The 23,399-nt window shown below is 68.7% G+C and carries 22 protein-coding genes; 12 read left to right on the top strand and 10 right to left on the bottom strand.

Annotated features, from left to right (window positions below):
* The 4 genes from kdpE (at window position 1) to CAL29_RS06345 (ending at window position 3,205) form a co-directional block, all read left to right on the top strand.
* On the top strand, window positions 1-693 hold the full coding sequence (kdpE, locus tag CAL29_RS06360) for a two-component system response regulator KdpE (protein ID WP_094852081.1): 693 nt from the start codon (window positions 1-3) through the stop codon (window positions 691-693).
* Window positions 694-1,006: 313 nt separating this feature from the next.
* The gene (locus CAL29_RS06355; protein WP_094852750.1) at window positions 1,007-1,789 is read left to right on the top strand and encodes a TorF family putative porin; all 783 of its coding nucleotides are present in this window, start codon (window positions 1,007-1,009) and stop codon (window positions 1,787-1,789) included.
* Window positions 1,790-1,961: 172 nt separating this feature from the next.
* Entirely contained in the window at window positions 1,962-2,276 is a 315-nt protein-coding gene (locus CAL29_RS06350; RefSeq protein ID WP_256977223.1) for a hypothetical protein, read from the top strand.
* Complete coding sequence (locus CAL29_RS06345; protein ID WP_094852080.1) at window positions 2,276-3,205, top strand: 4-hydroxy-tetrahydrodipicolinate synthase family protein; 930 nt, start codon at window positions 2,276-2,278, stop codon at window positions 3,203-3,205. The genes CAL29_RS06350 and CAL29_RS06345 overlap by 1 nt, the downstream gene beginning before the upstream one ends.
* Here the strand turns inward: CAL29_RS06345 and CAL29_RS06340 are convergent.
* Complete coding sequence (locus CAL29_RS06340; protein WP_143277620.1) at window positions 3,172-3,723, bottom strand: helix-turn-helix domain-containing protein; 552 nt, start codon at window positions 3,721-3,723, stop codon at window positions 3,172-3,174. The genes CAL29_RS06345 and CAL29_RS06340 overlap by 34 nt on opposite strands.
* 459 nt (window positions 3,724-4,182) lie before the next feature.
* Here CAL29_RS06340 and CAL29_RS06335 point away from each other — a divergent pair, with 459 nt between their 5' ends.
* Window positions 4,183-4,500 (top strand): helix-turn-helix domain-containing protein, encoded by a 318-nt coding sequence (locus CAL29_RS06335; RefSeq protein WP_094852078.1) that lies wholly within the window; start codon window positions 4,183-4,185, stop codon window positions 4,498-4,500.
* A 111-nt stretch (window positions 4,501-4,611) separates the two neighbouring features.
* On the opposite strand, the gene CAL29_RS06330 is transcribed toward CAL29_RS06335, so the two are convergent.
* Complete coding sequence (locus CAL29_RS06330) at window positions 4,612-5,883, bottom strand: MFS transporter (RefSeq protein ID WP_256977222.1); 1,272 nt, start codon at window positions 5,881-5,883, stop codon at window positions 4,612-4,614.
* Between the two features lie 131 nt (window positions 5,884-6,014).
* Between CAL29_RS06330 and CAL29_RS06325 the strand changes: the two genes are divergently transcribed.
* A complete protein-coding gene (locus CAL29_RS06325; protein WP_094852076.1) occupies window positions 6,015-6,965 on the top strand; it encodes a LysR family transcriptional regulator in 951 nt (316 codons plus the stop codon).
* 7 nt (window positions 6,966-6,972) lie between these two features.
* Here the strand turns inward: CAL29_RS06325 and icd are convergent, their stop codons facing one another.
* Window positions 6,973-8,229 carry an NADP-dependent isocitrate dehydrogenase gene (icd, locus tag CAL29_RS06320; RefSeq protein WP_094852075.1) on the bottom strand — a complete coding sequence of 419 codons (1,257 nt, stop codon included), beginning with the start codon at window positions 8,227-8,229 and terminating at the stop codon, window positions 6,973-6,975.
* A gap of 228 nt (window positions 8,230-8,457) precedes the next feature.
* On the opposite strand from icd, the gene CAL29_RS06315 reads away from it, so the two are divergent.
* Window positions 8,458-8,883: a DUF1841 family protein gene (locus CAL29_RS06315; protein ID WP_094852074.1), complete on the top strand. Its 426-nt coding sequence runs from the start codon at window positions 8,458-8,460 to the stop codon at window positions 8,881-8,883.
* A 13-nt stretch (window positions 8,884-8,896) separates the two neighbouring features.
* Here the strand turns inward: CAL29_RS06315 and CAL29_RS06310 are convergent, their stop codons facing one another.
* Window positions 8,897-9,259, bottom strand: coding sequence for a c-type cytochrome (locus tag CAL29_RS06310; protein WP_094852073.1), 363 nt, complete (start codon window positions 9,257-9,259; stop codon window positions 8,897-8,899).
* 12 nt (window positions 9,260-9,271) lie between these two features.
* On the bottom strand, window positions 9,272-9,646 hold the full coding sequence (locus CAL29_RS06305; protein WP_094852072.1) for a c-type cytochrome: 375 nt from the start codon (window positions 9,644-9,646) through the stop codon (window positions 9,272-9,274).
* A 170-nt stretch (window positions 9,647-9,816) separates the two neighbouring features.
* Here CAL29_RS06305 and CAL29_RS06300 point away from each other — a divergent pair, with 170 nt between their 5' ends.
* Both CAL29_RS06300 and CAL29_RS06295 read left to right on the top strand, forming a co-directional pair.
* Window positions 9,817-10,692, top strand: coding sequence for an AAA family ATPase (locus tag CAL29_RS06300; RefSeq protein WP_094852071.1), 876 nt, complete (start codon window positions 9,817-9,819; stop codon window positions 10,690-10,692).
* A gap of 15 nt (window positions 10,693-10,707) precedes the next feature.
* Complete coding sequence (locus CAL29_RS06295) at window positions 10,708-11,880, top strand: vWA domain-containing protein (protein WP_094852070.1); 1,173 nt, start codon at window positions 10,708-10,710, stop codon at window positions 11,878-11,880.
* Between the two features lie 90 nt (window positions 11,881-11,970).
* Here CAL29_RS06295 and CAL29_RS06290 read toward each other — a convergent pair whose 3' ends face one another.
* Genes CAL29_RS06290 through CAL29_RS06280 form a run of 3 tightly spaced genes read right to left on the bottom strand, consistent with a single transcriptional unit; the run spans window position 11,971 to window position 13,753 of the window.
* The gene (locus CAL29_RS06290) at window positions 11,971-12,492 is read right to left on the bottom strand and encodes a GNAT family N-acetyltransferase (RefSeq protein ID WP_094852069.1); all 522 of its coding nucleotides are present in this window, start codon (window positions 12,490-12,492) and stop codon (window positions 11,971-11,973) included.
* Between the two features lie 7 nt (window positions 12,493-12,499).
* Complete coding sequence (locus CAL29_RS06285) at window positions 12,500-13,348, bottom strand: hypothetical protein (RefSeq protein ID WP_143277619.1); 849 nt, start codon at window positions 13,346-13,348, stop codon at window positions 12,500-12,502.
* A gap of 39 nt (window positions 13,349-13,387) precedes the next feature.
* The gene (locus CAL29_RS06280) at window positions 13,388-13,753 is read right to left on the bottom strand and encodes a hypothetical protein (RefSeq protein ID WP_094852748.1); all 366 of its coding nucleotides are present in this window, start codon (window positions 13,751-13,753) and stop codon (window positions 13,388-13,390) included.
* Between the two features lie 483 nt (window positions 13,754-14,236).
* On the opposite strand from CAL29_RS06280, the gene CAL29_RS06275 reads away from it, so the two are divergent.
* Together CAL29_RS06275 and CAL29_RS06265 are read left to right on the top strand one after the other, a co-directional pair.
* Window positions 14,237-17,008, top strand: a complete 2,772-nt coding sequence (locus tag CAL29_RS06275) for a M16 family metallopeptidase (RefSeq protein WP_094852067.1) — start codon at window positions 14,237-14,239, stop codon at window positions 17,006-17,008.
* Window positions 17,009-17,389: 381 nt separating this feature from the next.
* Window positions 17,390-18,838: a M16 family metallopeptidase gene (locus CAL29_RS06265; RefSeq protein ID WP_094852065.1), complete on the top strand. Its 1,449-nt coding sequence runs from the start codon at window positions 17,390-17,392 to the stop codon at window positions 18,836-18,838.
* On the opposite strand, the gene CAL29_RS06260 is transcribed toward CAL29_RS06265, so the two are convergent.
* Window positions 18,817-19,722 carry a LysR substrate-binding domain-containing protein gene (locus CAL29_RS06260; protein WP_094852064.1) on the bottom strand — a complete coding sequence of 302 codons (906 nt, stop codon included), beginning with the start codon at window positions 19,720-19,722 and terminating at the stop codon, window positions 18,817-18,819. The two genes, CAL29_RS06265 and CAL29_RS06260, sit on opposite strands and share 22 nt — an antisense overlap.
* 337 nt (window positions 19,723-20,059) lie before the next feature.
* Here CAL29_RS06260 and CAL29_RS06255 point away from each other — a divergent pair, with 337 nt between their 5' ends.
* Window positions 20,060-21,061, top strand: a complete 1,002-nt coding sequence (locus CAL29_RS06255; RefSeq protein WP_094852063.1) for a Bug family tripartite tricarboxylate transporter substrate binding protein — start codon at window positions 20,060-20,062, stop codon at window positions 21,059-21,061.
* A gap of 34 nt (window positions 21,062-21,095) precedes the next feature.
* On the opposite strand, the gene CAL29_RS06250 is transcribed toward CAL29_RS06255, so the two are convergent.
* The gene (locus tag CAL29_RS06250) at window positions 21,096-23,396 is read right to left on the bottom strand and encodes a xanthine dehydrogenase family protein molybdopterin-binding subunit (RefSeq protein WP_094852747.1); all 2,301 of its coding nucleotides are present in this window, start codon (window positions 23,394-23,396) and stop codon (window positions 21,096-21,098) included.
* Window positions 23,397-23,399 lie beyond the last annotated feature (3 nt).

The raw sequence follows: 23,399 nt of genomic DNA, 5'->3' as shown, positions 1-23,399 counted from the left end.
ATGTTCGACTTCCAACCCACCGTCCTGCTCATCGAAGACGATCCCCACATCCGCCGCTTCGTGCGCGACGCGCTGGAAAGCGAAGGCTGCCAGGTCTTCGAGGCGGAGACCGTCAAGCGCGGCCTGATCGAGGCCGGCACGCGCCAGCCCGACGCCGTGGTGCTGGACCTGGGCCTGCCCGACGGCGACGGCATGGACCTGATCACCGAATTGCGCGGTTGGACCGAAGTGCCGGTGCTGGTACTGTCGGCCCGCGTCGCCGAGGCCGACAAGATCGCCGCGCTGGACGCCGGCGCGGACGATTACCTGGCCAAGCCCTTCGGCGTCGGCGAACTGCTGGCGCGCCTGCGCGTGCTGTTGCGCCGCCACGGCCGCGGCGGCGCCGGCAACCCCGCGGAAATCAGCTTCGGCGGCGTGACGGTGGACTTCGCGCGGCGCACGGTCACGCGCGACGGCGCCCACGTGCACCTGACCGCGATGGAATACCGCCTGCTCGCCGCCTTGCTGGCGCATCGCGGCAAGGTCATGACGCACCGGGAACTGCTGCGCGAAGTCTGGGGGCCATCCCATGTGGAAAGCAGCCATTACCTGCGCATCTACATGGGGCACCTGCGGCAGAAGCTGGAAGCCGATCCCGCCCAGCCCGTGTATCTCCTGACGGAAATCGGCGTGGGTTATCGCTTCGCCGGGTGAGCCGCGCGGCGGCATGGCGTGGCCGCGCATTCGATGAACGTCCCGCAAGGCCTCGCGCGCAAGCGGCGGCAATACCGCACGGCGGCCGTCGCCATTTTTAGGGTTTATTGATACGCGCGGCCCGTCTTTTGAGCCGGCCTTTAGGCGTTTCTTCCTATCGTTGCGCAGCCTCGTCCGAGGCGCCACACAGGAGAGAAACACCATGCAGTTCACGCTCACGCAAGCCGTCCGCCGCGCAGGCGGGCTGCCGGCCCAGGCATTGCGCCGCCCGCAGGGGGCGCCGGCCCCGCGCGCCAGCATGCGCGCCCTGTCCATGGCCCTGGCGGCCGCGGCGGCATGCGCCTGCCCCGCCGCCGCCAGCCGCGCCGACAACGCGCCGGCGACCGACGCAAACGGCGCAAACGCCACGGCCGCCGCCGCAACGCCCGCCTACACGCTCAGCGCCAACGTGACGCTGGCTTCGCAGTACCGCTATCGCGGCATCATGCAGACCGACAACAAGCCCGCCATCCAGGGCGGCTTCGATTTCGTCCATCGCAGCGGCTTCTATCTCGGCAACTGGAATTCCAACATCAGTTGGCTGTCGGACAGCAACCACGATGTGTCCGCGCCCGTGGAGATGGATTTCTACGGCGGCTATCGCGGCAACTTCGCCGCCGACGTGCCTTTCGATTTCGGCGCGCTCAAGTACTACTACCCGGGGGACTACCCCTCGGGCTACACCAACCCGGACACCACCGAGGTCTATGGCAGCGTGGGCTATGGCCCGGTGACATTGAAATACTCCTATGCGCTGTCCAACCTGTTCGGCTTCGCCCGCTCCAAGGGCAGCCAGTACGTCGAGGTCAACGGCAATTTCGACACCGGCGTCTGGGGCCTCACGGTCAATACGCACGTGGGCTACCAGTACCTGCGCAACGTCGACAACGGCTCCTACTACGATTGGAAGCTGGGCCTGACCAAGGACCTGGGCCAGGGCCTGAGCGTCGCGGTGGCCTACATCGACACCAATGCCGACCGTGCCGTCTACACCAACAGCCAGGGCCGCGACATGGGACGCGGCACGGTGCTGGCGTCGCTGACGAAGACGTTCTGATCGCCGTCGGGAAAGACGCTCGAGTACCGGTAGGGGCAGGCAAAAAACGTTGATGCCATTTTTACGGCGCGGCGCCCGCTTTTTTCCAGGCGTTTATCCGCGCCGTCCTACAGTGGACTCGTCATCAACCACTGGCCTCCCCCGCCCGCCGGGCGCGGCGCCTTCCCCTGACATGCCCCTGATCTCCGAGTTCATCGCGTCCCGTCATCCCGCCCAGGTCCTGTCGCGCGACCGCGGCCCCCGCGTCTGCCTGACCGTGCGCGTTCCCAACCTCGACACGCAGGCCGTGCGCCGCGCGCTGCATCGCGCGTTGGGCGACCACATCGACGCCTATACGCTGGCCGTGGATACCCAGCATGCGCTGACCACGCTGCGGCTGCAGGTCGCCCGCGGCGAGGTGGCGGCGCTGATGGACGCCATCATGGCGGGCGTCCCGCAAGCGGAATTCGGCGGCCTGAGCGCCGGCGGCCTGCCGGTGTTGCACTGATGGACGCCGCCGTGACGGCCCTGGACGGCCTGTGGCTGCCCATGGTGACGCCGCTGCGCGAGGGCCGCGTGGACGAGGAGGCCGCCGTGCGCCTGGCGCGCCACTACCGGCGCGCCGGCATCGCCGGGCTGGTGCTGTTCGGCTCCACCGCCGAAGGCAACCTGCTCAGCCTGGCCGAACGGTGCGATATGGCGGCGGCCCTACGCGCCGACGCCGAGGCCGGGGAGCTGCCCATCATGCTGGGCCTGGGTGGCGTCGACACCGGCGGCGTGGCCGCCGCCATGCGGCGCCTGAACCGCCTCGATCCCGTGGCCTACCTGGTGCCGCCGCCTTATTACCTGTGTCCGACCCAGGCCGGCATGCAATGGCACTACCGCCAGTTGGCCTGGGCCACCGACCGCCCGATCATGCTTTACAACGTGCCCAGGCGCACGGGCTCGGCGCTGACGGTGGCGAGCATCGAGGAACTGGCCGCCACGCAGCGCATCGTGGGCGTGAAGGAATGCGACCCGACGCGCCTGATGGCCATCCTGCGGCGCGGCCAAGTGCCCGCGGTATGCGGCGAGGATACGGCCTTGTGCGATTTCTTCCTGGCGGGCGGACAGAGCGCCATCGCGGCGTCGGCGCATGTGCGGCCGGACCTGTTCGTCGCCATGATGCGATTGGCGCGCGCGGGCCGCGCGGCCGAGGCGCAGGCGCTGGACAAGCAGCTCAAGCCCCTGGTTCGCCTGCTGTTCTCGGAGCCGAATCCCGCGCCGGTGAAAAAGGCGCTGGCCCTGGCCGGCCTGATCCAGGATGAACTGCGTCTACCCATGATGCCCGCCAGCGGCGACCTGGCGGGCCGGTTGCGGCGGCTGCTGGAAAAACTGTCGGCGGCGCCCGCCGACGTCCGGCATCAATCGACCAGCGCGGCCTCGGTGAACATATAGCCCCAGCGGCGCACGGAACGCAGCGGCAGGGGCATGCCCATGGCCTGCGCCTTGCGGCGCAGCCGGCTCACCATCACGTCCACGCCGCGCGGCGAGGACGCCGGATGCTCGCCGCTTTCGCCGGTCGACGGCGCCAGGGCGCTGAGCTCCGCCCGCGCCAGGCTGCGGCTGGCCGCGCCGAACAGCGACAGCATGAACTTGCGCTCCAGGGTGGTCAGCACCAGCCGCTGGCCGCGGGGCGACACCAGCGTCCAGCCGCCGTCGCGCAGGCGCCACTGTCCGGTGACCGGCGGCTCCGGGGGCGCCGCCGGCACGGCCGCGACCGCCGCGTCGTCCTCGATGCCGGCCAGGGCGCGCGCGGGCGCGTAGCGCGGGACGTTCGCCGGCATGGCGACGTCGTCCATGGGCGCGCCAGGCAAACAATTCAACAAGGCATGGACTGTCGAGGTCAGCTTGCGCAGATCGGCATCTAGCTGCTGTAGCGTGGCCTGCAGTTCACGGGTAGTAGAAGGGATCACGTGCACCACTCAACTCCGGGCCCGGCAGGCCCGCTTACGTTCACATATGGAGACAGGTGTACAGACCATGTCAGCTTGTTGCGACACCTCCTGCATACCCCCTGTTCGCAAATTGCCGGCATTTGCGTATCTTCGCGACCAAATTGCCCCATACTGCGAGGACATTCGATTGTAGGATTCCGTAACTGGCGAGATCGGTCAAAAAAGCGCCAAATCGGTAGCTATATGGCGAATTAAGCCCCCAAAACCCGCAAGGATTCACCAAACAGACAAGTGCCGCGACGTGGACAAACCAAATTTGCCACGCTAACCGCATACCTTAGCTGAATTTGTCGACAATGTCGCGCTAGGAAACATTCTTTCAAAGATTGACGCGTCTGGCACTACGAAAATCTTAGGAAGCGGTAGTGAGAAATCTACGACCATCCTCTGCTTTGTATCCCTCTCTGGGGCGCCAATATGCTGACGACAAGGCTCAAGGAAGCGCGATTGCGCGCCGGGATTTCCCAGGAGCGGCTGGGCGTATTGGCCGGACTGGATGAAATGTCCGCCAGCTCCCGCATGAATCAATACGAGCGCGGCAAGCACACGCCGGGCTTTTTCCTCATCGAAAGGCTGGCGCTGGCGCTGGATATCCCCGCCCCCTGGTTCTACACGCGGGACGATGACCTGGCCGAGTTGTTGTTGACTTATCACCGCCTGCCGCCGGCGCGGAAAGTGGAAGCGCTGGCCTACGTGAAGCAATTGCTGAATCGACCTGCGGACGAAACCGCCTGAACGCGAAAAAGCGATCCCACGCCGAGATCCGCGCCGCAACCCGGCGCCAGGCGTGCAAACGGCGACCCGCGGGTCGCCGTTCGGCTGTCTGCGCTTGCGCGGAAATGCCGCTCAGGGGCGCCGCGCCGTCAGCCGGACCAGCAGCGCGCCCGCCGCCGCCAGCGTGGTCAGGCCCACCACGCCCATCCAGCCCCATTGCGCCAGCGCCAGGCTGCCGAGCGCCGCGCCCAGCGACATGCCCACGAACACGCTGGTGAACAACAGCGCGTTCAAGCGGCTGCGGGCGCCCGGATCGATGCCGTAGACGATGGTCTGGTGCGCCACCAGGGCGGCCTGGATGCCGAAGTCGAAACCGATGGCGCTGGCCACGATCAACATGATCTTGCCGTGCGTGCCCGGCAGCAGGGGTGCGAAGGCCATGGACAGGAAGGACAACGCCGCCAGGCCCGCGGCCAGCCGCGTGACGCGTTCCGGCCCGCTGCGATCCGAGACGCGGCCGGCCAACGGCGCCGCCAGGGCGCCCGCCGCGCCCGCCAGGCCGAAAGAACCCGCCGCCGCGCTGCCCAGGTGGAAAGGCGCTTCATGCAGCATCACCGCCAGCGTCGACCAGAAGGCGCTGAAGCCCAGGGCCAGCAGCCCTTGCGCCACTGCGGCGCGGCGCAGGGCCGGATGCCGGCGCCACAGGGCGAACAGCGAACCCATCAGCGCGCCATAGGACAGCGAAGTGGTCGGCGCGAAGCGCGGCAAGCCGCGCCACAGCGCCACGCCGATCGAGGCCATGCCCACGGCGGCTGCTAAATACATCGCGCGCCAGCCGAACTGTTCGGCCACGAAGCCGCTGACGACGCGGGACAGGAGGATGCCCAGCAGCAGGCCGGTCATGACGATGCCCACCGCCCTGCCCCGATGCGCGGCGGGCGCCAGCGTGGCGGCGGCGGGCACGAGGTCCTGCGCCATGGTCGCCGTCAATCCCACGGCCAGGCTGGCCGCCAGCAGGAAACCGAGCGAGGGCGCCAGGCCCGCCGCCAGCAGCGCCAGGGCGAGAATCGCGCCCTTGAGCAGGATGATGTTGCGGCGGTCGAAGCGGTCGCCCAGCGGGGCCAGCAGCAACAGGCCCAGCGCGTAGCCCAATTGGGTCAGCGTGGGAACCAGGCCCACTTCGCGCTCGCCGGCGTGGATCGCGCCGCTGAGCACGCCCAGCATGGGTTGGCTGTAATAGAGCGACGCCACGCTGACGCCGGTGCCGACGGCCAGCAGCAGGATCAGCCCGCCGGACAGGCTCTGCGGCGGCGTACTGGCGGCCGCCTTGCCGGCGGCGGGGTGGGCGGCTGGGTGGGTGGCCGCTGGTTGGGCGGCCTGTTCGCCGCCGGGCACGGTGGACATAGGGGGTTGCCGCGATGCGGATAGGGAAGACATGGTCGGAATTCGGGGGAAGATTCGATGCTTCGCATTCTCCGCACGAATGACGCGGTGCGGTAGTAGCGCCCATCGCAGATCCCTTATACGCTACGCGCATGACAAAGACCCAAACGCCCCCTGGCGTCGACCGCATCGAGCTGATGCAGACCTTCGTCCGCATCGTGGATACCGGCAGCCTGTCCGCCGCGGCCGAACGGCTGGGAACGACCCAGCCGACCGTCAGCCGGCGTTTGCAGGCGCTGGAACGCTTTCTCGGCCTGAAGCTGTTGCAGCGCACGACCCACGTCATGAAGCTGACCGAGGACGGCGAACGCTGTTACGCGCGCGCCCGCGACCTGCTGGACAACTGGGGCGCCATGGAAGCGGACCTGCGCGGCGTGGCCGACGAGCCGGAGGGCCGGCTGCGCGTGCTGGTGCCGCACGCCTTCGGCCAGCGCCACCTGATGCCCTTGCTGGCCGATTACCTGGCCCGCTATCCCAAGGTGTCGGTGGAATGGCTGCTCCAGGACCGGCGGCCGGACTTCATCGCGGAAGGCATGGACTGCGCCCTGCACGTGGGCGAACTGGACGACGTCGACCTGGTGGCGACGCGGGTTTCCGAAGTGCCGCGCATCGTGGTGGCCACGCCGGAACTGGCCGCGGCCGTGGCCGAGGCGCGGCATCCCGCGGACCTGGCGGGCCTGCCCTGGCTGGCGTTGCGGACCTTCTACCGCGACGAAATCATGCTGCGGCACGTCGCCGACCAGACCGAGCACCGCCTGCCGATCCGGCCGCGGATGCTGACCGACAATCTCTATGCCCTGCACCACGCCACGCTGCTCGGCATGGGCGCCGCCGTCGAGTCGGCCTGGATGGCCACGGAAGACATCCAGGCCGGCCGGCTTCGCCAGTTGATCCCGGACTGGCAGGCCCCGCCCCTGCCCATCTACCTGATGCATCCCTACGCGCGCTACTACCCGGCGCGCCTGCGGCGCTTTCTGGAGATCATCCGGCAGGCCATGCCGCCGGTCATGGACGGCAGGCCGCTGGCGATCGCGCCGTCCTAGGCGCGGCCTACATCATGCCTATCATCACCTGCCCGAAGCCGGAGCAGGACACCTGCGCGGCGCCGGGCAGGAGGCGGGCGAAATCGTAGGTCACCTGCTTGGACAGGATGGCCTTTTCCATGCTGGCGATGATCAGGTCGGCGGCCTCGGTCCAGCCCATGTGGCGCAGCATCATCTCGGCCGACAGGATTTCCGAGCCCGGATTCACGTAGTCCTTGCCCGCGTACTTGGGCGCGGTGCCGTGGGTGGCTTCGAACACGGCCACCGACTCCGACATATTGGCGCCCGGGGCGATGCCCACGCCGCCCACCTGCGCGGCCAGGGCGTCCGACAGATAGTCGCCGTTGAGGTTGGTCGAGGCGATCACGTCGCATTCGCCCGGACGCAGCAGGATGGTCTGCATGAAGGCGTCGGCGATGGCGTCCTTGACGACGATGTCGCGGCCGCCGCGCGGATTGCGGATCTTGCACCACGGGCCGCCATCGATCTGCTCGGCGCCGAATTCCCGGCGCACCAGGTCGTAGCCCCAGTCGCGGAAACCGCCTTCCGTGAACTTCATGATGTTGCCCTTGTGCACCAGGGTCACCGACGCGCGATCGTGGTCGATGGCGTATTGCACCGCCTTGCGCACCAGCCGTTCGGTGCCCTCGCGCGACACCGGCTTGATGCCGATGGCCGAGGTCTCGGGGAAGCGGATCGAGGTCGCGCCCAGCTCGTTGCGCAGGAAGTCGATCAGCGCGCGCGCCTGGCTGGACTCGGCCGGATACTCGATGCCGGCGTAGATGTCTTCCGAGTTCTCGCGGAACACGACCATGTCGGTTTTTTCCGGTTCGCGCAGGGGCGAAGGCACGCCCTTGAAATAGCGCACCGGGCGCAGACAGACGTAGAGGTCCAGCTCCTGCCGCAAGGTGACGTTCAGCGAGCGATAGCCGCCGCCGATGGGCGTGGTCAGCGGCCCCTTGATGGCGACCAGGTATTCCCGGATGGCGTCGAGCGTCTCCTGCGGCAGCCAGGTGTCGTCGCCGTACAGCTTGCGCGCCTTCTCGCCCGCGTAGATCTCCATCCAGTGGATGCGCCGCTTGCCGCCGTATGCCTTGCTGACCGCCGCGTCGACCACCTTGATCATGACCGGCGTGATGTCCACGCCGGCGCCGTCGCCCTCGATGAAGGGAACGATGGGCTGGTCCGGCACGTTGAGGGTCTGGTCGGCGTTCGCGGTGATCTTCTGGCCCACGGAAGGGACAACGATATGTTGGTAGCTCATGACAACGGCTCTCTGCGGTTACGGTCGAGGCAAGACCCATTCTATATCGGCATGCCACGCATCCGGACCGATGTCCCCATGCGGCGGGAGTAAAATGCCATGACGCACCGCACAACGGTCGGCGCGGCAGTCCCACGCGGCGGCCGGCATGGCCGCATCGCGCGACGCGACGCACAACCCCCAGCGCCCGTCAGGCCTCCGGCCCGGGCCCGTTTCCCCATCCGCCGCATGTTCAATCCTTCCCGCGATCAAGTCCGCGAATTCTTCATCGAAACCTGGCGCAAGCACCGGGCCTCGGAAGTCCTTACGCCCCTGGAGTCCATGGCCCTGGACTGGCTGATCGAGCATCCCGAATATCACGGCGACATGGAAGACCCGGCGGCCCTGACCAAGGAATACGCGGTCGAGAACGGCCGCACGAATCCTTTCCTGCACCTGTCCATGCACCTGGCGATCGCCGAGCAATTGTCGATCGACCACCCGCCCGGCATCCGCGCCGCCTACCAGCGCCTGACGGCGCGCAGCGACGCGCATCACGCCGCGCATGAAATCATGGAATGCCTGGGCCAGGTGGTGTGGGAAGCGCAGCGGCTGGGCAAGCCGCTGGACAGCGATACCTATATCGACCTCATCCGCCAGCGGGCGGAGCGGTAGATCCCGGCGGGATTTACTTCCGCACGCCCAGGTCGCTGGGCAGGCTGGCCAGCCAGGCCGTGACGTTGTCGATATCCTCCGGCGACAACTGCACCGCGAAGGCGCCCATCACCGGATTCTTGCGGATATTGGCGGACGCGGCGGCGCCGGACTGGCCGCGCTGGTAGGCCTTGAGCGCATGCGCCAGGTAATCGGCATGCTGGCCCGCCAGCACCGGATAAGCCGGATCGACCGCGGTCTTCGCGTCCGCGCCATGGCAGGACGCGCAATTGAATTTCTGGAAGACGGCCTTGCCGGCCTCCAGGTCGGCGGCGCCCGCGGCACCGGACGAGACGAGCAGCGCGGCACCCGCGCAAGCGAGGAAATAGCGTTTCATGGATGCCCCCGTTTACTTGAGATTGGCGTAATACGCGGCCAGATCGGCGATGTCCTGGTCGGACAGGCTGGCCGCCACGGCATCCATGGTGGGATGACTGCGCGCACCGCTCTTGTATTCGTTCAGGGCGGCCTCGATGTACTTGGCATTCTGCCCGGCGATCATGGGCACATGGTAAAGCTCGGGGAAACTGGCTTTATATCCCGGGATGCCGTGACAGCCGATGCACATGGAAATCTTGTCACGCGCCGCCTGCACGTTGCCCGCGGCGGGGCCCGCGGCAGGGGCGGGCGCGGCATCGGCCGCGTGGGCCAGGCCCGGGATCGCACAGGATGCCGCCATGGCCATCACTGCTACCGTACGCAATACATTCGTTCGCAACTTCATGGGGGCTCTTGTCTCGGCTGTTCTGGTTGCTGGAACTTCTGCTGGTACATCTGCGGCGACTTCGCGCCAGCCCTCCAGCCGGACGCAAAATCCCAGCGATTGTACGATAATTGCCCGATCGACCACGCATGGGCGCCGTCCCGTGCCCTGCCCGTGGAGGCTTCCGTTTCATGTCCGCTGCACGCCCCGATGCTCCCGCCGCCCGTTTCGACGGCACCGACCGCTACGTCGCCACCGACGATCTCAAGCTTGCCGTCAACGCCGCGTTGACGCTGCAGCGCCCACTCCTGATCAAGGGCGAACCCGGCACCGGCAAGACCATGCTGGCCGAGGAAGTCGCGGCCGCGCTGGGCCGCCCCTTGCTGCAATGGCACATCAAGTCGACCACCAAGGCGCACCAGGGCCTGTACGAGTACGACGCCGTCTCGCGCCTGCGCGATTCGCAACTGGGCGACGAAAAGGTGCGGGACATCCGCAACTACATCGTCGAAGGCGTGCTGTGGCAGGCCTTCGAGGCCGACCAGCCGGTCGTGCTGCTGATCGACGAAATCGACAAGGCCGACATCGAATTCCCCAACGACCTGCTGCGCGAGCTCGACCGCATGGAATTCCATGTCTACGAGACCCGCCAGACCATACGCGCGCGCCACCGGCCGCTGGTCATCATCACGTCGAACAACGAGAAAGACCTGCCCGACGCCTTCCTGCGCCGCTGCTTCTTCCACTACATCCGCTTCCCGGACCGCGACACCATGCGCGACATCGTGGCGGTGCACTATCCCAACCTCAAGCAGGACGTGCTGCGCGCCGCGCTGGACGCCTTCTTCGCGCTGCGCGAGGCGCCCGGCCTGAAGAAGAAGCCCTCGACCTCCGAATTGCTCGACTGGCTGCGCCTGCTGCTGGCCGAGGACGTGCCGGCGGGCGAGATCGAGGCCCATGCGGCCACCGCGGTGCCCATCATGGCCGGCGCCTTGTTGAAGAACGAACAGGACATGCACCTGCTGGAGCGCCTGGCCGCGATGACGCGCACCGGCACGCGGCGCTGAGCGGGCGGCCGCGCCATGCTGATCGACTTCTTCTACCATCTTCGGGCCCACAAGCTGCCCGTGTCGGTGCAGGAATACCTGACGCTGCTCAACGCCATGCGCCACGACCTGATGTCGCCCACGCTGGACGACTTCTATTTCCTCGCGCGCACCGCCCTGGTCAAGGACGAAACGCTCTACGACCGCTACGACCAGGCCTTCGGCGCGTATTACCGAGGGATCGAAGCCGCCCTGCCGGCCGGCAAGGAAATTCCCCTGGACTGGCTGATCAAGCAGTTCGAGCGCACCCTGACGCCCGAGGAAAAGGCCGCCATCGAGAAGCACGGCTGGGACAAGCTGATGGAGATGTTCCGCGAACGGCTGGAGGAACAGAAGGAGCGGCACGCCGGCGGCAGCCGCTGGATAGGCACGGGCGGCACGTCGCCGTTCGGCAACGGCGGCTACCACCCCGAGGGCATCCGCGTCGGCGGCGACTCGGCCGGCAACCGCAGCGCGGTGAAGGTCTGGGACATGCGCCAGTTCCGCGACTACGACGACCGGCTGGAGCTGGGCACGCGCAACTTCAAGGTGGCCCTGCGGCGGCTGCGCCGCTTCGCCCGCGAGGGCGCGGATCTCGAACTGGACCTGGACGACACCATCGCCAGCACGGCGCGCAACGCCGGGCACCTGGACCTGCGCCTGGTGCCCGAACGCCACAATACGGTCAAGGTGCTGATGCTGCTGGACGTCGGCGGCAGCATGGACGACCACATCGCGCGGGTCGAGGAACTGTTCTCCGCGGCGCGCAGCGAATTCCGCAACCTCGAGGTCTACTATTTCCACAACTGCCCCTACGACAGCCTGTGGCAAAGCGCGCGCCGGCGCAGCAACGAACGCTTCGATACCTGGGACATCCTGCGCAAGTACAACGCGGATTGGCGCCTGATCATCGTCGGCGACGCCACCATGAGCCCCTACGAGATCCTGCAGCCCGGCGGTTCGGTGGAATACGCGAACAAGGAAGCCGGAGCGGTATGGATGCAGCGCCTGCTGGAGACGTGGCCCAAGGCCGCCTGGCTCAACCCGGAGCCGACCGCGTCCTGGACCTACCGGCAGTCCATCGCGCTGCTGCGCGACATCATGCACGACCGCATGTACCCGGTGACCGTGGCCGGCCTGGAGCAGGCCATGCGGGCGCTCTCCAAATAGAACCCAGGCGCGGCGGTCCGCGCCCCGGGATGCCCCGGATCCATCTCCAGGCCACGGGATGGCGGACCGGCCGGCCGTCGCGAGACCGTTTCAGCCGTCGACAGGCTGGCCGGGCGTTTCCAACTGGCGCCGATAGAGGACCAGGTCCAGCCAGCGGCCGAACTTGAAGCCCGCCTGCTCGATGACGCCGGCGCGGCTGAAGCCGAGTTTTTCGTGCAGGGCGCAACTGACCGCGTTGGAGGCGTCGATGGCGCCCACCAGGACGTGGTACTCCTGCTCGCGGGCCCGCTCGACGATGGCGCGCAGCAGCGCCTCGCCCAGGCCGCGGCCGCGGAAACGCTGGTCGACGTAGACCGAATGCTCCACGGTGTACTTGAAGGCCGGGAAAGGCCGGAACGGCCCATAGCTGGCGAAGCCCATCAGCACGCCGTCCTCGTCCTCGAAACCGACGACCGGATAGTTGCCCTTGCGCTTGGCTTCGAACCAGGCCTGCATCGATGCGTCGGTGCGGGCCTGGTAGTCGTATAGCGCGGTGGAAGTGAGGATGGCGTGATTGAAAATCGCCAGGATGGCGCCGGCGTGGCGCTCGTAAGTGCAATCGACCGCGATCATCCCAAGTTCAATCCGGTTCCTTGGGGGCCGCCATGACTTCGGATTCGAGCCGGTTGCGCGGAAAGGCGTGGCCGGCCTGCGGCACCACTTCGGTCACCATGGTGCGATCGCTGTCCGAGATGAAGAAACGCACCTGCTTCATGCCGGCCTGGGCCGCCAGCGTGGCGATGCTGTTGAGGTCGGCCAGCGTCATGTCGGCGTCCACCAGGACCGCGACGGGCGTCATCGGGCCGCGCGCCTTGTCCTTGGCCACCGTTCCCAGGGCCTGGCCGAGCTGCTGGCCGTCCAGGCGGGCGGCGTCGCCGCCCAGCGAGAACTGCGGCTGGCGCGCGCCCTTGGCCGGCGGATGGACCTCGACCACCACGGGGCCGCGCTGGACGTCCTTGGCGGCATCGGCGGCCGGCGCGGCGGCGGGGGCCGCCTTGTCCTCGGCCTTGGCGGCTTCCTTCGGCGCTTCCTTGGCGGCTTCCTTCGGCGCTTCCTTGGCGGGCTCCTTAGGCGCTTCCTTGGCCGCCGCCGGCTTGGCGGGTTCCTTGGCCGCCGCGGGCTTGGGCGCCTCCTTGGCTGCCGGCTTCGGCGCTTCCTTGGCAGGCTCCTTCGGCGCCTCCTTGGCCGCCGGCTTGGGTGCTTCCTTGGCGGGCTCCTTCGGGGCTTCCTTGGCGGCCGGCGCGTTGTCCTGCGGCGCCGGCGCGGGCTGCGCTTGCGCCGGCTGGGCCGTGGCGGGCGCGGGCGCGTCGGCGGCGAGCGCGTTAAGCCCGAGCCCACAGCCCAGCAAGATGGAGAGGATCTTTCCCGTCATGGCGCGCGGCGCCGGCGTCTTCTTCAGCACTTCTCGAATTCCCACGGAGGCGTTCATTCATTTCAGCCACGGACGGCACACCCGCCATGGCCCGACCTAGGAATATACCCGGCCGGAACGAAATCGTCCGAATGATTCCGGACATTGTCGCCAATCGATCTCGTCAGCGTCCATGTCCAGGTCGAATACAGGGGCATAAGCCGGCCGCGACCGCATGCCCTTGCCCTGCCCTTCCATTTCCAGGACGTGGCCGGAAAAGCCGCAAGGCGCGCCGCCGCCTTCCGCGCAATAGCGACAGGCGGCGAGGTCGACCACATACGTCGTGTGGTCGTGCGTCAGGATGGCGACGTACTTGCCGTCATCGCTGGCATAGGCGTACCGGAAGGTTCCCTTGAGCCGTTCGCTGGGCAGCTCGCTGCCCGCCAGATGCGACAAGGCACGCGAGACGAGATCGGTCAGCATGATGCATTCCTCCATGAAGCGGGGCCGGCGCGCCGGCCCCATGCGGCACTTCTAACCTCCCGACCCGGGGTCGCGGCCGCGGCCGCGGATGACGCGAACACCGACCCAGGATTATTGGAGCCGGGGGGATGGCGGTATCGATGCGATGGGCTGCTGCGTCGCCCCCCGCGCTGAGCCGGCGAAGGGCGGAGCCGCGCGGCGCTGCGCGGCCTCTGTCACTGCCAGATTACTCCTGGCGGCGGCCCAAGGCCAGGGGCGCCGGGTGCCGGAAACCGGCCCTGGCGGCGCCGGCCGCCGGCCGTTCCGGCGCCGCTTTTACCGGGGAATCAGGGAGATAGCGGTGCGACGTACGCCATCCGCGCAGCCGCACCGGTAAAAAATCCGTTTTCTCATCGGAAAGATCTGTTACAGGATCGGGGGCCAGAACTTCACCCCCCGTATACACTCCAAGCACTTCGTCCATTCAGCGGGATTACAAGATTCATGCGTCTCTCTCTGCCCTCGCTATCGCGTCAACTGAAAGCCCTGCTCTTTTTATCCTTCGTCGCCTTCCAGGCCGGCGCGGCGACCGTGCCGGCCGGCATGACCGAAACCGTCTCGGTCGAGGGAATCTCCGAATTCCGCCTGGACAACGGCCTGCGCGTATTGCTGGCGCCGGACGACTCCAAGCCCACCACCACCGTCAACATGACCTATCTGGTGGGCTCGCGCATGGAGAACTACGGCGAGACCGGGATGGCGCACCTGCTCGAACACATGCTGTTCAAGGGCACGCCCACCACCCGCAATGCCCTGGGCGAATTCAACCGCCGCGGCCTGCAGGCCAACGGCAGCACCTCGACGGACCGCACCAATTTCTTCGCCAGCTTCGCCGCCAACCCCGACACGCTGAAGTGGTACCTGGGATGGCAGGCCGACGCCATGGTGAACTCGCTGATCGCCCGCGCCGACCTGGACACCGAAATGCCGGTGGTGCGCAACGAGATGGAACGGGGCGAGAACTCGCCCTTCAATATCCTGATGCAGAAGATGCAGGGCGTGGCCTACCAGTGGCACAGCTACGGCAAGGTGACCATCGGCGCCCGCTCGGACGTGGAGAACGTCGACATCGACCAGTTGCGCGCCTTCTACCACCAGTACTACCAGCCCGATAACGCCGTGCTGATCGTGACCGGCAAGTTCGATCCCGACAGCACCTTGCAGGCCATCGGCGATACGCTGGGCAAGCTGCCCAAGCCCACCCGCAAGCTGCGCCGCGAGTACACCGTGGAGCCGGTGCAGGACGGCGAACGCTCGGTCACGCTGCGCCGCGTCGGCGGCACGCCCCTGGTGGCCGCCCTGTATCACATCCCCGCGGCCGGCAGCCCGGATTTCGCGCCGGTTGACCTGGCCACCACCATCCTGTCCTCCGAACCCTCGGGCCGCCTTTACCACGACCTGGTCGCGCGCAAGCTGGCCGCCAACACCTTCGGCTTCACGATGGACCAACTGGATCCCGGCATCGCCATGTTCGGCGCCCAGCTCGATCCGAAGATGAACCAGGACGCCGCCCTCAAGGCGCTCACGGACACCCTCGAATCGATCGGCAAGAAGCCCTTCACGCAGGAGGAACTGGACCGCGCCCGCAGCCGCTGGCTGATCGATTGGGACCGCACCTACGCCGACCCCGAGCGCATCGGCATCGCCCTGTCCGAGGCCATCGCGGCCGGCGACTGGCGCCTGTTCTTCCTGGAACGCGACCGCGTGCGCGCCGCCAAGCTGGCCGACGTGCAGCGCGTGGCCGAGCAATACTTCCTGCGCAGCAACCGCGTCGAAGGCCGCTACATTCCCACCGCGGCGCCCGAACGGGCGCCGGCCAACACGCGGGTCGACCTGAGCGGCGTCCTCAAGGACTACAAGGGCGACCCGGCCTATGCCCAGGCGGCCGCCTTCGACGCCTCGCCCGCCAGCATCAACAAGCAGACGCTGCGCCGCACCCTGGACCTGCCCAACGGCAAGGTCGACCTGGCGCTGCTGTCCAAGCCGACGCGCGGCCACCGCGTGCATGCCAAGCTGCTGCTGCAGTTCGGCAACGTGCAAAGCCTGCGCGGCCAGCGCACGGTGGCCGACGCGGTCGCCGACCTGCTCGCCCACGGCACCGACAAGCTCAGCCGCCAGGCCATCGAAGACCGCTTCGACCAGCTCAAGGCCGACGTCCATTTCAGCGGCTCGGGCACCAATCTGTCGGTCGTGATCTCCACCACGCGCGACAACCTGCCGGCGGCGATCGCCTTGGCGCTGGAAGTCGTCCGCGGCGCCAACTTCCCCAAGGACCAGGTCGACGAATACAAGACCCAGGTCGCCACCGCCATCCACAACGCCATGACCGAGCCGCCGGCCCTGGCCCTGCGCACGCTGGCGCGCCACGACAACCCCTGGCCCAAGGACGACATCCGCTACGTGCCGACCTTCGAGGAGTCGCTGGCCTCCGTGAACGGCCTGACGCGCGACATGCTGGTGCGCTTCCACAAGAAGTTCTACGGGGCTGGCACCATCGCCTTCTCCGCGGTGGGCGACTTCGACGCCGACGCCGTGCAGGCGGCGTTGAAGAAAGGCCTGGCGGGCTGGCAGCGCGGCGCGCCCTATACGCGCATTCCCACGCCCTTCCACGCCGTGCCGGCCAAGGACTACACCCTGGAGACGCCGGACAAGGCCAACGCCTACTTCGCCGCCTACCTGCCGCTGAACGTGCAGGACACGTCGCCGGACTACCCTGCCCTCCTGGTTGCGGACTTCCTGCTGGGCTCGTCCGGGTCCTCGCGCCTGTGGGACCGCGTCCGAGAGAAGGACGGCCTGTCCTATGACGTCGGCAGCCGCCTGGAGCTCTCCTCCTTCGAACCGGAAGGAAGCTGGTCCATGCATGCCATCTATGCGCCGCAGAATCGCGACCGCCTGCAACAGGCGCTGTACGACGAGACCACCCGGGTGCTCAAGGAAGGCTACACCGCCGAGGAACTGAAGGACGGCGTCAATGCGCTGCACAACTACTTCCGCCTCGCTTATTCGCAGGACGACGTGGTGGCGGACACCTGGATCCGCTACCTGCGCCGCGGCCGCGACTTCACCTGGGTCGCCGACCTGGACCGCAAGATCGGCGGCCTGACGCTGGAGCAGGTGAACGGCGTCATGCGCAAGTATTTCGACCAGGCCGCCTTCACCACCGTGTACGCGGGCGACTTCGATAAGTACAAGGGCGACAAGGCGGCCAAGAAGTAGCCGGACGCCGGCCTCCGCGTGCTGGGCCCCTCGGGGGCCGGCGCGCGGAGGCGCCACGACAAAGCCTCGGGCCGCGTAAGCGGCCTGAGGCTTTTTTGCCGCCGGGCAGCCCCAAGGCAAAAAAGCCCCCTCGGGGGCAGCAAGCGGCGTTAGCCGCGCGGCGTGGGGGCTTTTTTTGCATGAAAAGAAAGAAGCGCCACGATGGGGAACGCCCCCGGCTCGTCCGGCCACTGAGGGGGCGACGCGCGAAGCGAGAAGTCCGTGCATAACGCCGGGGGTTGGGCCTGGAGATACGCGCGGGAACCGGCCCTCATCTCGCTCGCGTCTCCCGTATGTACCTGATCGCACCTCATCGCACCTCACTCGTGGGACTTCTTTCCTATGTCGCTCGCTTTTTCCGGGCTGCCGCGCCCGCTCGCCACCCTGCTCTTTTTCTGTTCCCTGATCGTCTTCTGCTCCCTGGCTTGCCAGGCCGCCAAGGCCAGCGCGCCGGACGGCTACGTCAAGATCAGGTCGGCCGAAGGCGTTGCCGAATATCGCCTGGACAACGGCCTGCGCATCCTCCTGGCGCCCGACGACGCGCAGGCAAGCACGGCGGTCGACCTGACCTATAGGGTGGGCTCGCGCAACGAACACGATGGCCAGCGCGGCCTGTCGCATCTGCTGGAACACCTCGTCCTGAGAGGCACGCCCAGCCATCCGGACGTTTCCGGGGAATTCCGGCGCCACGGCATCGACGTCGAGGCCGGCGCGTCGGCCGACCGCACCCGCTATACCGCCACCTTCGCCGCCGCCCCCGCGGCCCTGGCCTGGTACCTGGGCTGGCAGGCCGACGCCATGGTCCACACGGGCATCGCGCGCGCCGACGTCGACGCCGTGCTGCCGCGCATACGCGCGGAACTCGCGGCCAACGAAAGCACGCCCGAGCGGGCGCTGCGGCAAAAGATGCTCGGCGCCGTTTTCCATTGGCACCGCTACGGCAATGATCCGATGGGCACGCCCGCGGACTTCGCCGACGTCCGCCTGGACCGTCTCCAGGACTACTACCGCGAGTACTACCAACCCGACAACGCCGTGCTGACCATCGCCGGCAAGTTCGATGCCGCCGCCGCCCTGTCCGCCATCGCCGATACGCTGGGCAGGCTGCCGCGCCCGCATCGCAATCTGCCCGCCGACGACGACGTCGAACCGCTGCGGGACGGCAATCACGCGGTCACGCTGCGCCGCGTGGGCGGGCGTCCGCTGGTGGCCGCCATGTACCACGTGCCCACGGCCAGCAGCCCCGACCACACCCTGCTGCTCCTGGCGGCCGACATGCTGGCCACCGGCGGCCGCCACCGCCTGCGGGGCGAACTGGTCGTCCCGGGACTGGCCGGCGCGGCGAGCGGCGCGAGCCTGGGCTGGCGCGATTACGGCCTGATCGAATTCCGCGCCACCCTCGAGCCCGCCTCGGATGCCGACGCCGCGCAACGCATCCTGGACCGCACCGTGGAATCGGTCCATCTGCATCCCTATCTCCGGGAAGAACTCGATCAGGCGCGCCGCCGCTGGCTGGACGCCTGGGCCCGCACCCAGGCCGATCCGCGGGCGTGGGCCCGGGCGTTGTCCCAGGCCAGCGTGAACGGCGACTGGCGGCTGGTCTTCCTGGAACGCGACCGTGTGCGCAACGCCACCCTGGCCGACGTCCAGCGCGTAACGGACCAATACCTGCTGCGGGCCAACCGCCACCAGGGCAGCTATCTTCCCGTCCCGGCGGCCGAACGGCGGCCCGCCGCCGATCCCGCCGACCTGGGCCCCGAGCTCGAGCGCTACGACACCGGCAAGGGCTGAGCCGCGGCCGGCATGCGGCCCACGCAATCCAGCAGCGCCAGCACGGCTGGATTGTCCTGCGGCGTGCGCCAGGCCAGGTACATGTCGGCCTTCAATGCGCAATCTTCGATGGCGGTGAAGTGCAAGCCATCCAGGCGCAGTTCACGGGCCGACGCCGGCACGATGCCCATTCCCAGGCCGGCGCGGACCAGGGCCAGCAGGGTATGCGTCTGGCTGGCATGCTGCACGACGTCCGGCCGCACCCCGGCCTGCGCCAGGGCGGCGGCGATGCGCTCATGGAAATACTTGCCTTCATTCGGCGAATAGGCGATGAAGGGCTGGCCATCGAGCGCCTGCAAGGGCACGCTCCTCAGGCGCGCCAGGGGCCAGCCGCGCGGCGCCGCCAGCACCAGCGGCTCGCGTTCCAGCAGGCGGTGGCCCAGGCCCTCCGGCCGCGGCAGGTGGCGGACCAGCACGAGGTCCAGTTCGCCGGCCACCAGGTGCCGCCCCAGGTCGATCGAGACCATTTCCCGCAACTGGATGTCCACGTCCGGCAGTTCGCGGCGCGCCTGGGTGACGATGGCCGGCATCAGGCGATAGGCGGCCACCGCGGTAAAGCCCAGGGTGACGTGGCCCGTCGCGCCGGTGGCCGTCCGCTGCGCCTGCAAGGCCGCGCGGGTCGAGAATTCCAGCAGGTGCCGCGCATCGCGCAGGAAGCTGCGGCCGGCGGCCGTCAACGCGACCACCCGGCTGCTGCGCTCGAACAGGCTCACGCCCAGGCTGCGTTCCAGCATCTGCACCTGCCGGCTCAAGGGCGGCTGGGTCATGCGCAGGCGCGCGGCGGCGCGGCCGAAATGCAGCTCCTCGGCCACCGCCACGAAGCACTCCAGTTGCCGCAACTCCATCCTGTCTCCATCGATTCAATTCTTATATTGATCTTTGCTATTTATAACTGGATGGGATGCGCCCGTCGAATCGTTCCTATACTGGCCGCGCCGGAATCACGCTTTTTTTACCGCCGGGGCGAGGGAGGCCCACCCCCTACCGCGCTGCGCGCGGCCCCCTCAAGGGGGCCGCGTTGGCGGACCGGCAAAGCCGGCTCCGCTATGCACTGGGTGGGCATCGAGACTGGTGCCCGGCTTTTTTGCCGCCGGGCCGCCCCAAGGCAAAAACGCCCCCTGGGAGGGAGCAAGCGGCGTGAGGGCCTTTTTACACCCCATTATTCAAACAAGGTGAGAGACCATGGAGACAATCGATAAGGCGCGCAGGCGCCTGCTGGGCGCGGCCCTGACCACGCCGGTGCTGGCCGCGGGCCTGGGCCCACTGACCGCCCGCGCGGCGGACGACTACCCTGCGCGGCCCATCAGCCTGCTGGTGCCGTTCTCGCCCGGCGGCGGCACGGACATCTCGGCGCGCCTGCTGGCCGCGGCGCTGGGTCCGCAACTGGGCGGCGCGTCCGTGGTGGTGGACAACCGCCCCGGCGCGGGGGGCCAGATCGCCGCCGACCTGGTGGCGCGCTCGGCCAACGACGGCTATACCCTGCTGTTCGCCAATTCCGGCATGCTCGCCGTCAATCCCTGGCTGTACAAATTGCACAGCGATCCGGCCACTGCCTTCGCGCCGGTTTCCATGTTCTCGGACCTGCCCTTCGCCCTGGTGGTCTCGCCGCAACTGCCCGCCCGCAACGTGCAGGAACTGGTCGAGCTGGCGCGCAAGGAACCGGGCAAGCACACCTTCGCCAGCTCCGGCACCGGCGGCGCGCCCCACCTGGCCGGCGAAATCTTCCAGCAGGCCACCGGCACCGAGCTGACGCACGTGCCCTACAAAGGCGGCGGCCCGGCCATGACGGACCTGATGGCGGGACGCGTCGACATGCTGTTCGCCTCCATCCTGGAGACCGTCACCTACGTGCAGGCGGGCAAGCTGCGCGCGCTGGCGGTCACCGGCCCCTCGCGTTCGCCGGCCATGCCCGACGTGCCGACGCTGGACGAAGCCGGCGTGCACAACGCGCAAACCGGCTCATGGACCGCCGTCCTGGCGCCGGCCGGCACGCCGCAGGCCGTGGTGGACAAGCTGTCCGCCGCCATCCGCCGCGTGGCCGACTCCGCCGACGTGAAGAAAAAGCTGGAAGCCCAGGGCGCCGTCGCCCATGGCTCGACGCCCGCCGAACTGGCCGCCATCGCGGCGCGCGAGCGCGCGCGCTACGGCGACATCATCAAGGCGCGCAACCTGCACGTGGATTGATCCCGGCGCGGCGCCGCCTGCCGCCTCCGCGCCGTCAGGCGGCGCCTTCGCGCAAGCGGTCGCCGCCCAGGGGCGTGTCGCGCAGGCGGCGGCCCGTGGCGTCGGCCAGGGCGTTGGCCAGGGCCGCCGACGCCGGCCCTTGCGCGGCCTCGCCGGCGCCCAGGAAAGGCAGGCCCGGCTGGTCGATCAGGTGCACCTCCACCCGCTCCGGCACGCCGGAAAAACGCAGGATGGGATAGGTGCTCCAGTCGTAGCTGTCGACGCGCCGCCGGTCGAAACGAAGCTGTTCATGCAGCGTCCAACTGAAGGACTGCAGGATGCCGCCCTCGATCTGGTTGCGCACGCCGTCCGGGTTGACGATCTGGCCGCAGTCCACCGCCGCGACCACGCGCCGCACCCGCACCGCGCCGCTTTCGCGCTGCACGTCCAGCTCCACCGCCAGCGCCATGTAGGCCATCAGGTTCTTGTACTGCGCGAAGGCGAAACCGACGCCGTGCCCCGGCGCGCGCGGGCCCGGCGCCGGCCAGCCGAATTGCCGCGCGGCCAGCTCGACCACGGCCCGGGCGCGCGGCGCCTTCAGATGGCGCAGGCGGAACTGCACCGGATCGGCCTTGGCCGCCAGCGCCAACTCGTCCATGAAGCTTTCGATGGTGAAGACATTCATGTACGCGCCCAGCGAACGCATGGCGGAGACGCGCAAAGGCATGTCGGGCAGGAAGTGATGCAGCACCCGCATCCTGGGCAGGTCGTACAGCGGGATGCTGTTGCGGTCGCCGCCGCCCTCGGGCATCGGGATGGGCTTGGGCGGCGCCGGCGTGAACGGCCGCGCCAGCGCCCAGGTCGGCATCAGGCGGCCGGCGTTGTCGATGCGCTGGTTGTGCGAATTGCTCCAGACCTGGTAATCCCAATCGACGATGTTGCCGCCGGCGTCCAGCGTCGCCGCCACGTCGGTGACCATGGCCGGGCCGGACGGCTCCCAGGTGTGCTCCTGTTCGCGCATCCATTGCACCCGCACCGGCTGGCCCGGCACGGCGCGCGCGATCAGCGCGGCGTCGGCGGCCACGTCGTCGGCGCCGTTGTGGCCGTAGCAGCCGGCGCCCTCGACATGAATGCAGCGGACCCGTTCCGGCGGCAGGCCCAGCATCTCCGCCAGGCCCCCGCGCAGCGGGAACACGCCCTGGGTATGCGTCCAGACCGTGAGCTGGCCGTCGACGAACTGCGCCAGCGCGCAGGACGGGCCGATCGAACCATGCGTCAGGTAGGGCTTGGTATAGCGGGCCGTGAATCTGCGGCCCGCCGGCGCCGTCCCGGCGCGCGTGTCCGCCACCTGGATCTCGCGCGCCGGCAGGCGCATGAGATAGGCGTGGATGTCGGCGGCGGGCGGCAGGCTGGCGGTCTCTTCCCAGCGCGCGGCGGCCGCCAGGGCGCGCATCGCCACGATGGCCTGCCATTCGTCGCGCGCCACCACGGCCAGGTAACTGCCGTCGCGCACCACCTGCACCACGCCGGGCAAGGCGCGCACGGCCGCGTCGTCCAGCGACACCAGGCGCGCCCCATAGGATGGCTGGCGCACGACGCGCGCGTGCAGCATGCCGGGCAGGCGCATGTCCTGCACGTAGCTGGGACCGCCGGCGACCTTGCCGGGGATGTCCACGCGCGGCCAGGGCCGGCCGATCACCTGGAACTGGCGCGGGTCCTTCAGGGGCGACACCGGCGCCGCGGCGCGATGCAGGTCCAGGCCGGCCACGGCCGCGCCATACGCCAATCGCCGGCCGTCGGCGGCCAGCACCTGGCCGCCCTCGGTGCGCAGGGTATCGCGCGCGACGCCCAACTGGATGGCGGCCGCGTCCAGCAAGAGGTCGCGCGCCTGCGCCGCGGCGTTGAGGATGGCGGTGCCGCTGTCGGCCAGCGAATGGCTGCCCGCCGTATAGCCCTCGTTGGGCGTGCGGGCCGTGTCGGCGGTGATCAGCGTAATGGCCGAGGGCGCCACGTCCAACTGTTCGGCGGCGATCTGGATGAACGCCGTGCGCACGCCGGTTCCCAGTTCGGCCTTGCCCGTGCAGACCGTGACGCGCCCCGTGGCTTCCAGGCGGATCCAGGCGTCCAGCATCGGCGTGCTGGCCAGGCTGCCCGGCAGCTTGGGCGGCGCCGGCGGCTTGGCCGCGGAAGCCGCCGCGGCAGGAGTGGAGGAAGGAGCCGCGGCCTTGCCCCCGGCGGCCTTCTGCGCCATGGCGGCCGCCGGCAGCAACGAGAACCCGACCGTGATCGCGCCCGACGCCAGCAGGCGCCGGCGGCCCATGTCGACCGGCGCGCCCTGCCCCACGTCGACCGGCATGTC

Source organism: Bordetella genomosp. 10, assembly GCF_002261225.1.
Lineage (GTDB): Bacteria > Pseudomonadota > Gammaproteobacteria > Burkholderiales > Burkholderiaceae_B > Bordetella_C.
This window is presented reverse-complemented; position numbering and strand designations above follow the sequence as displayed.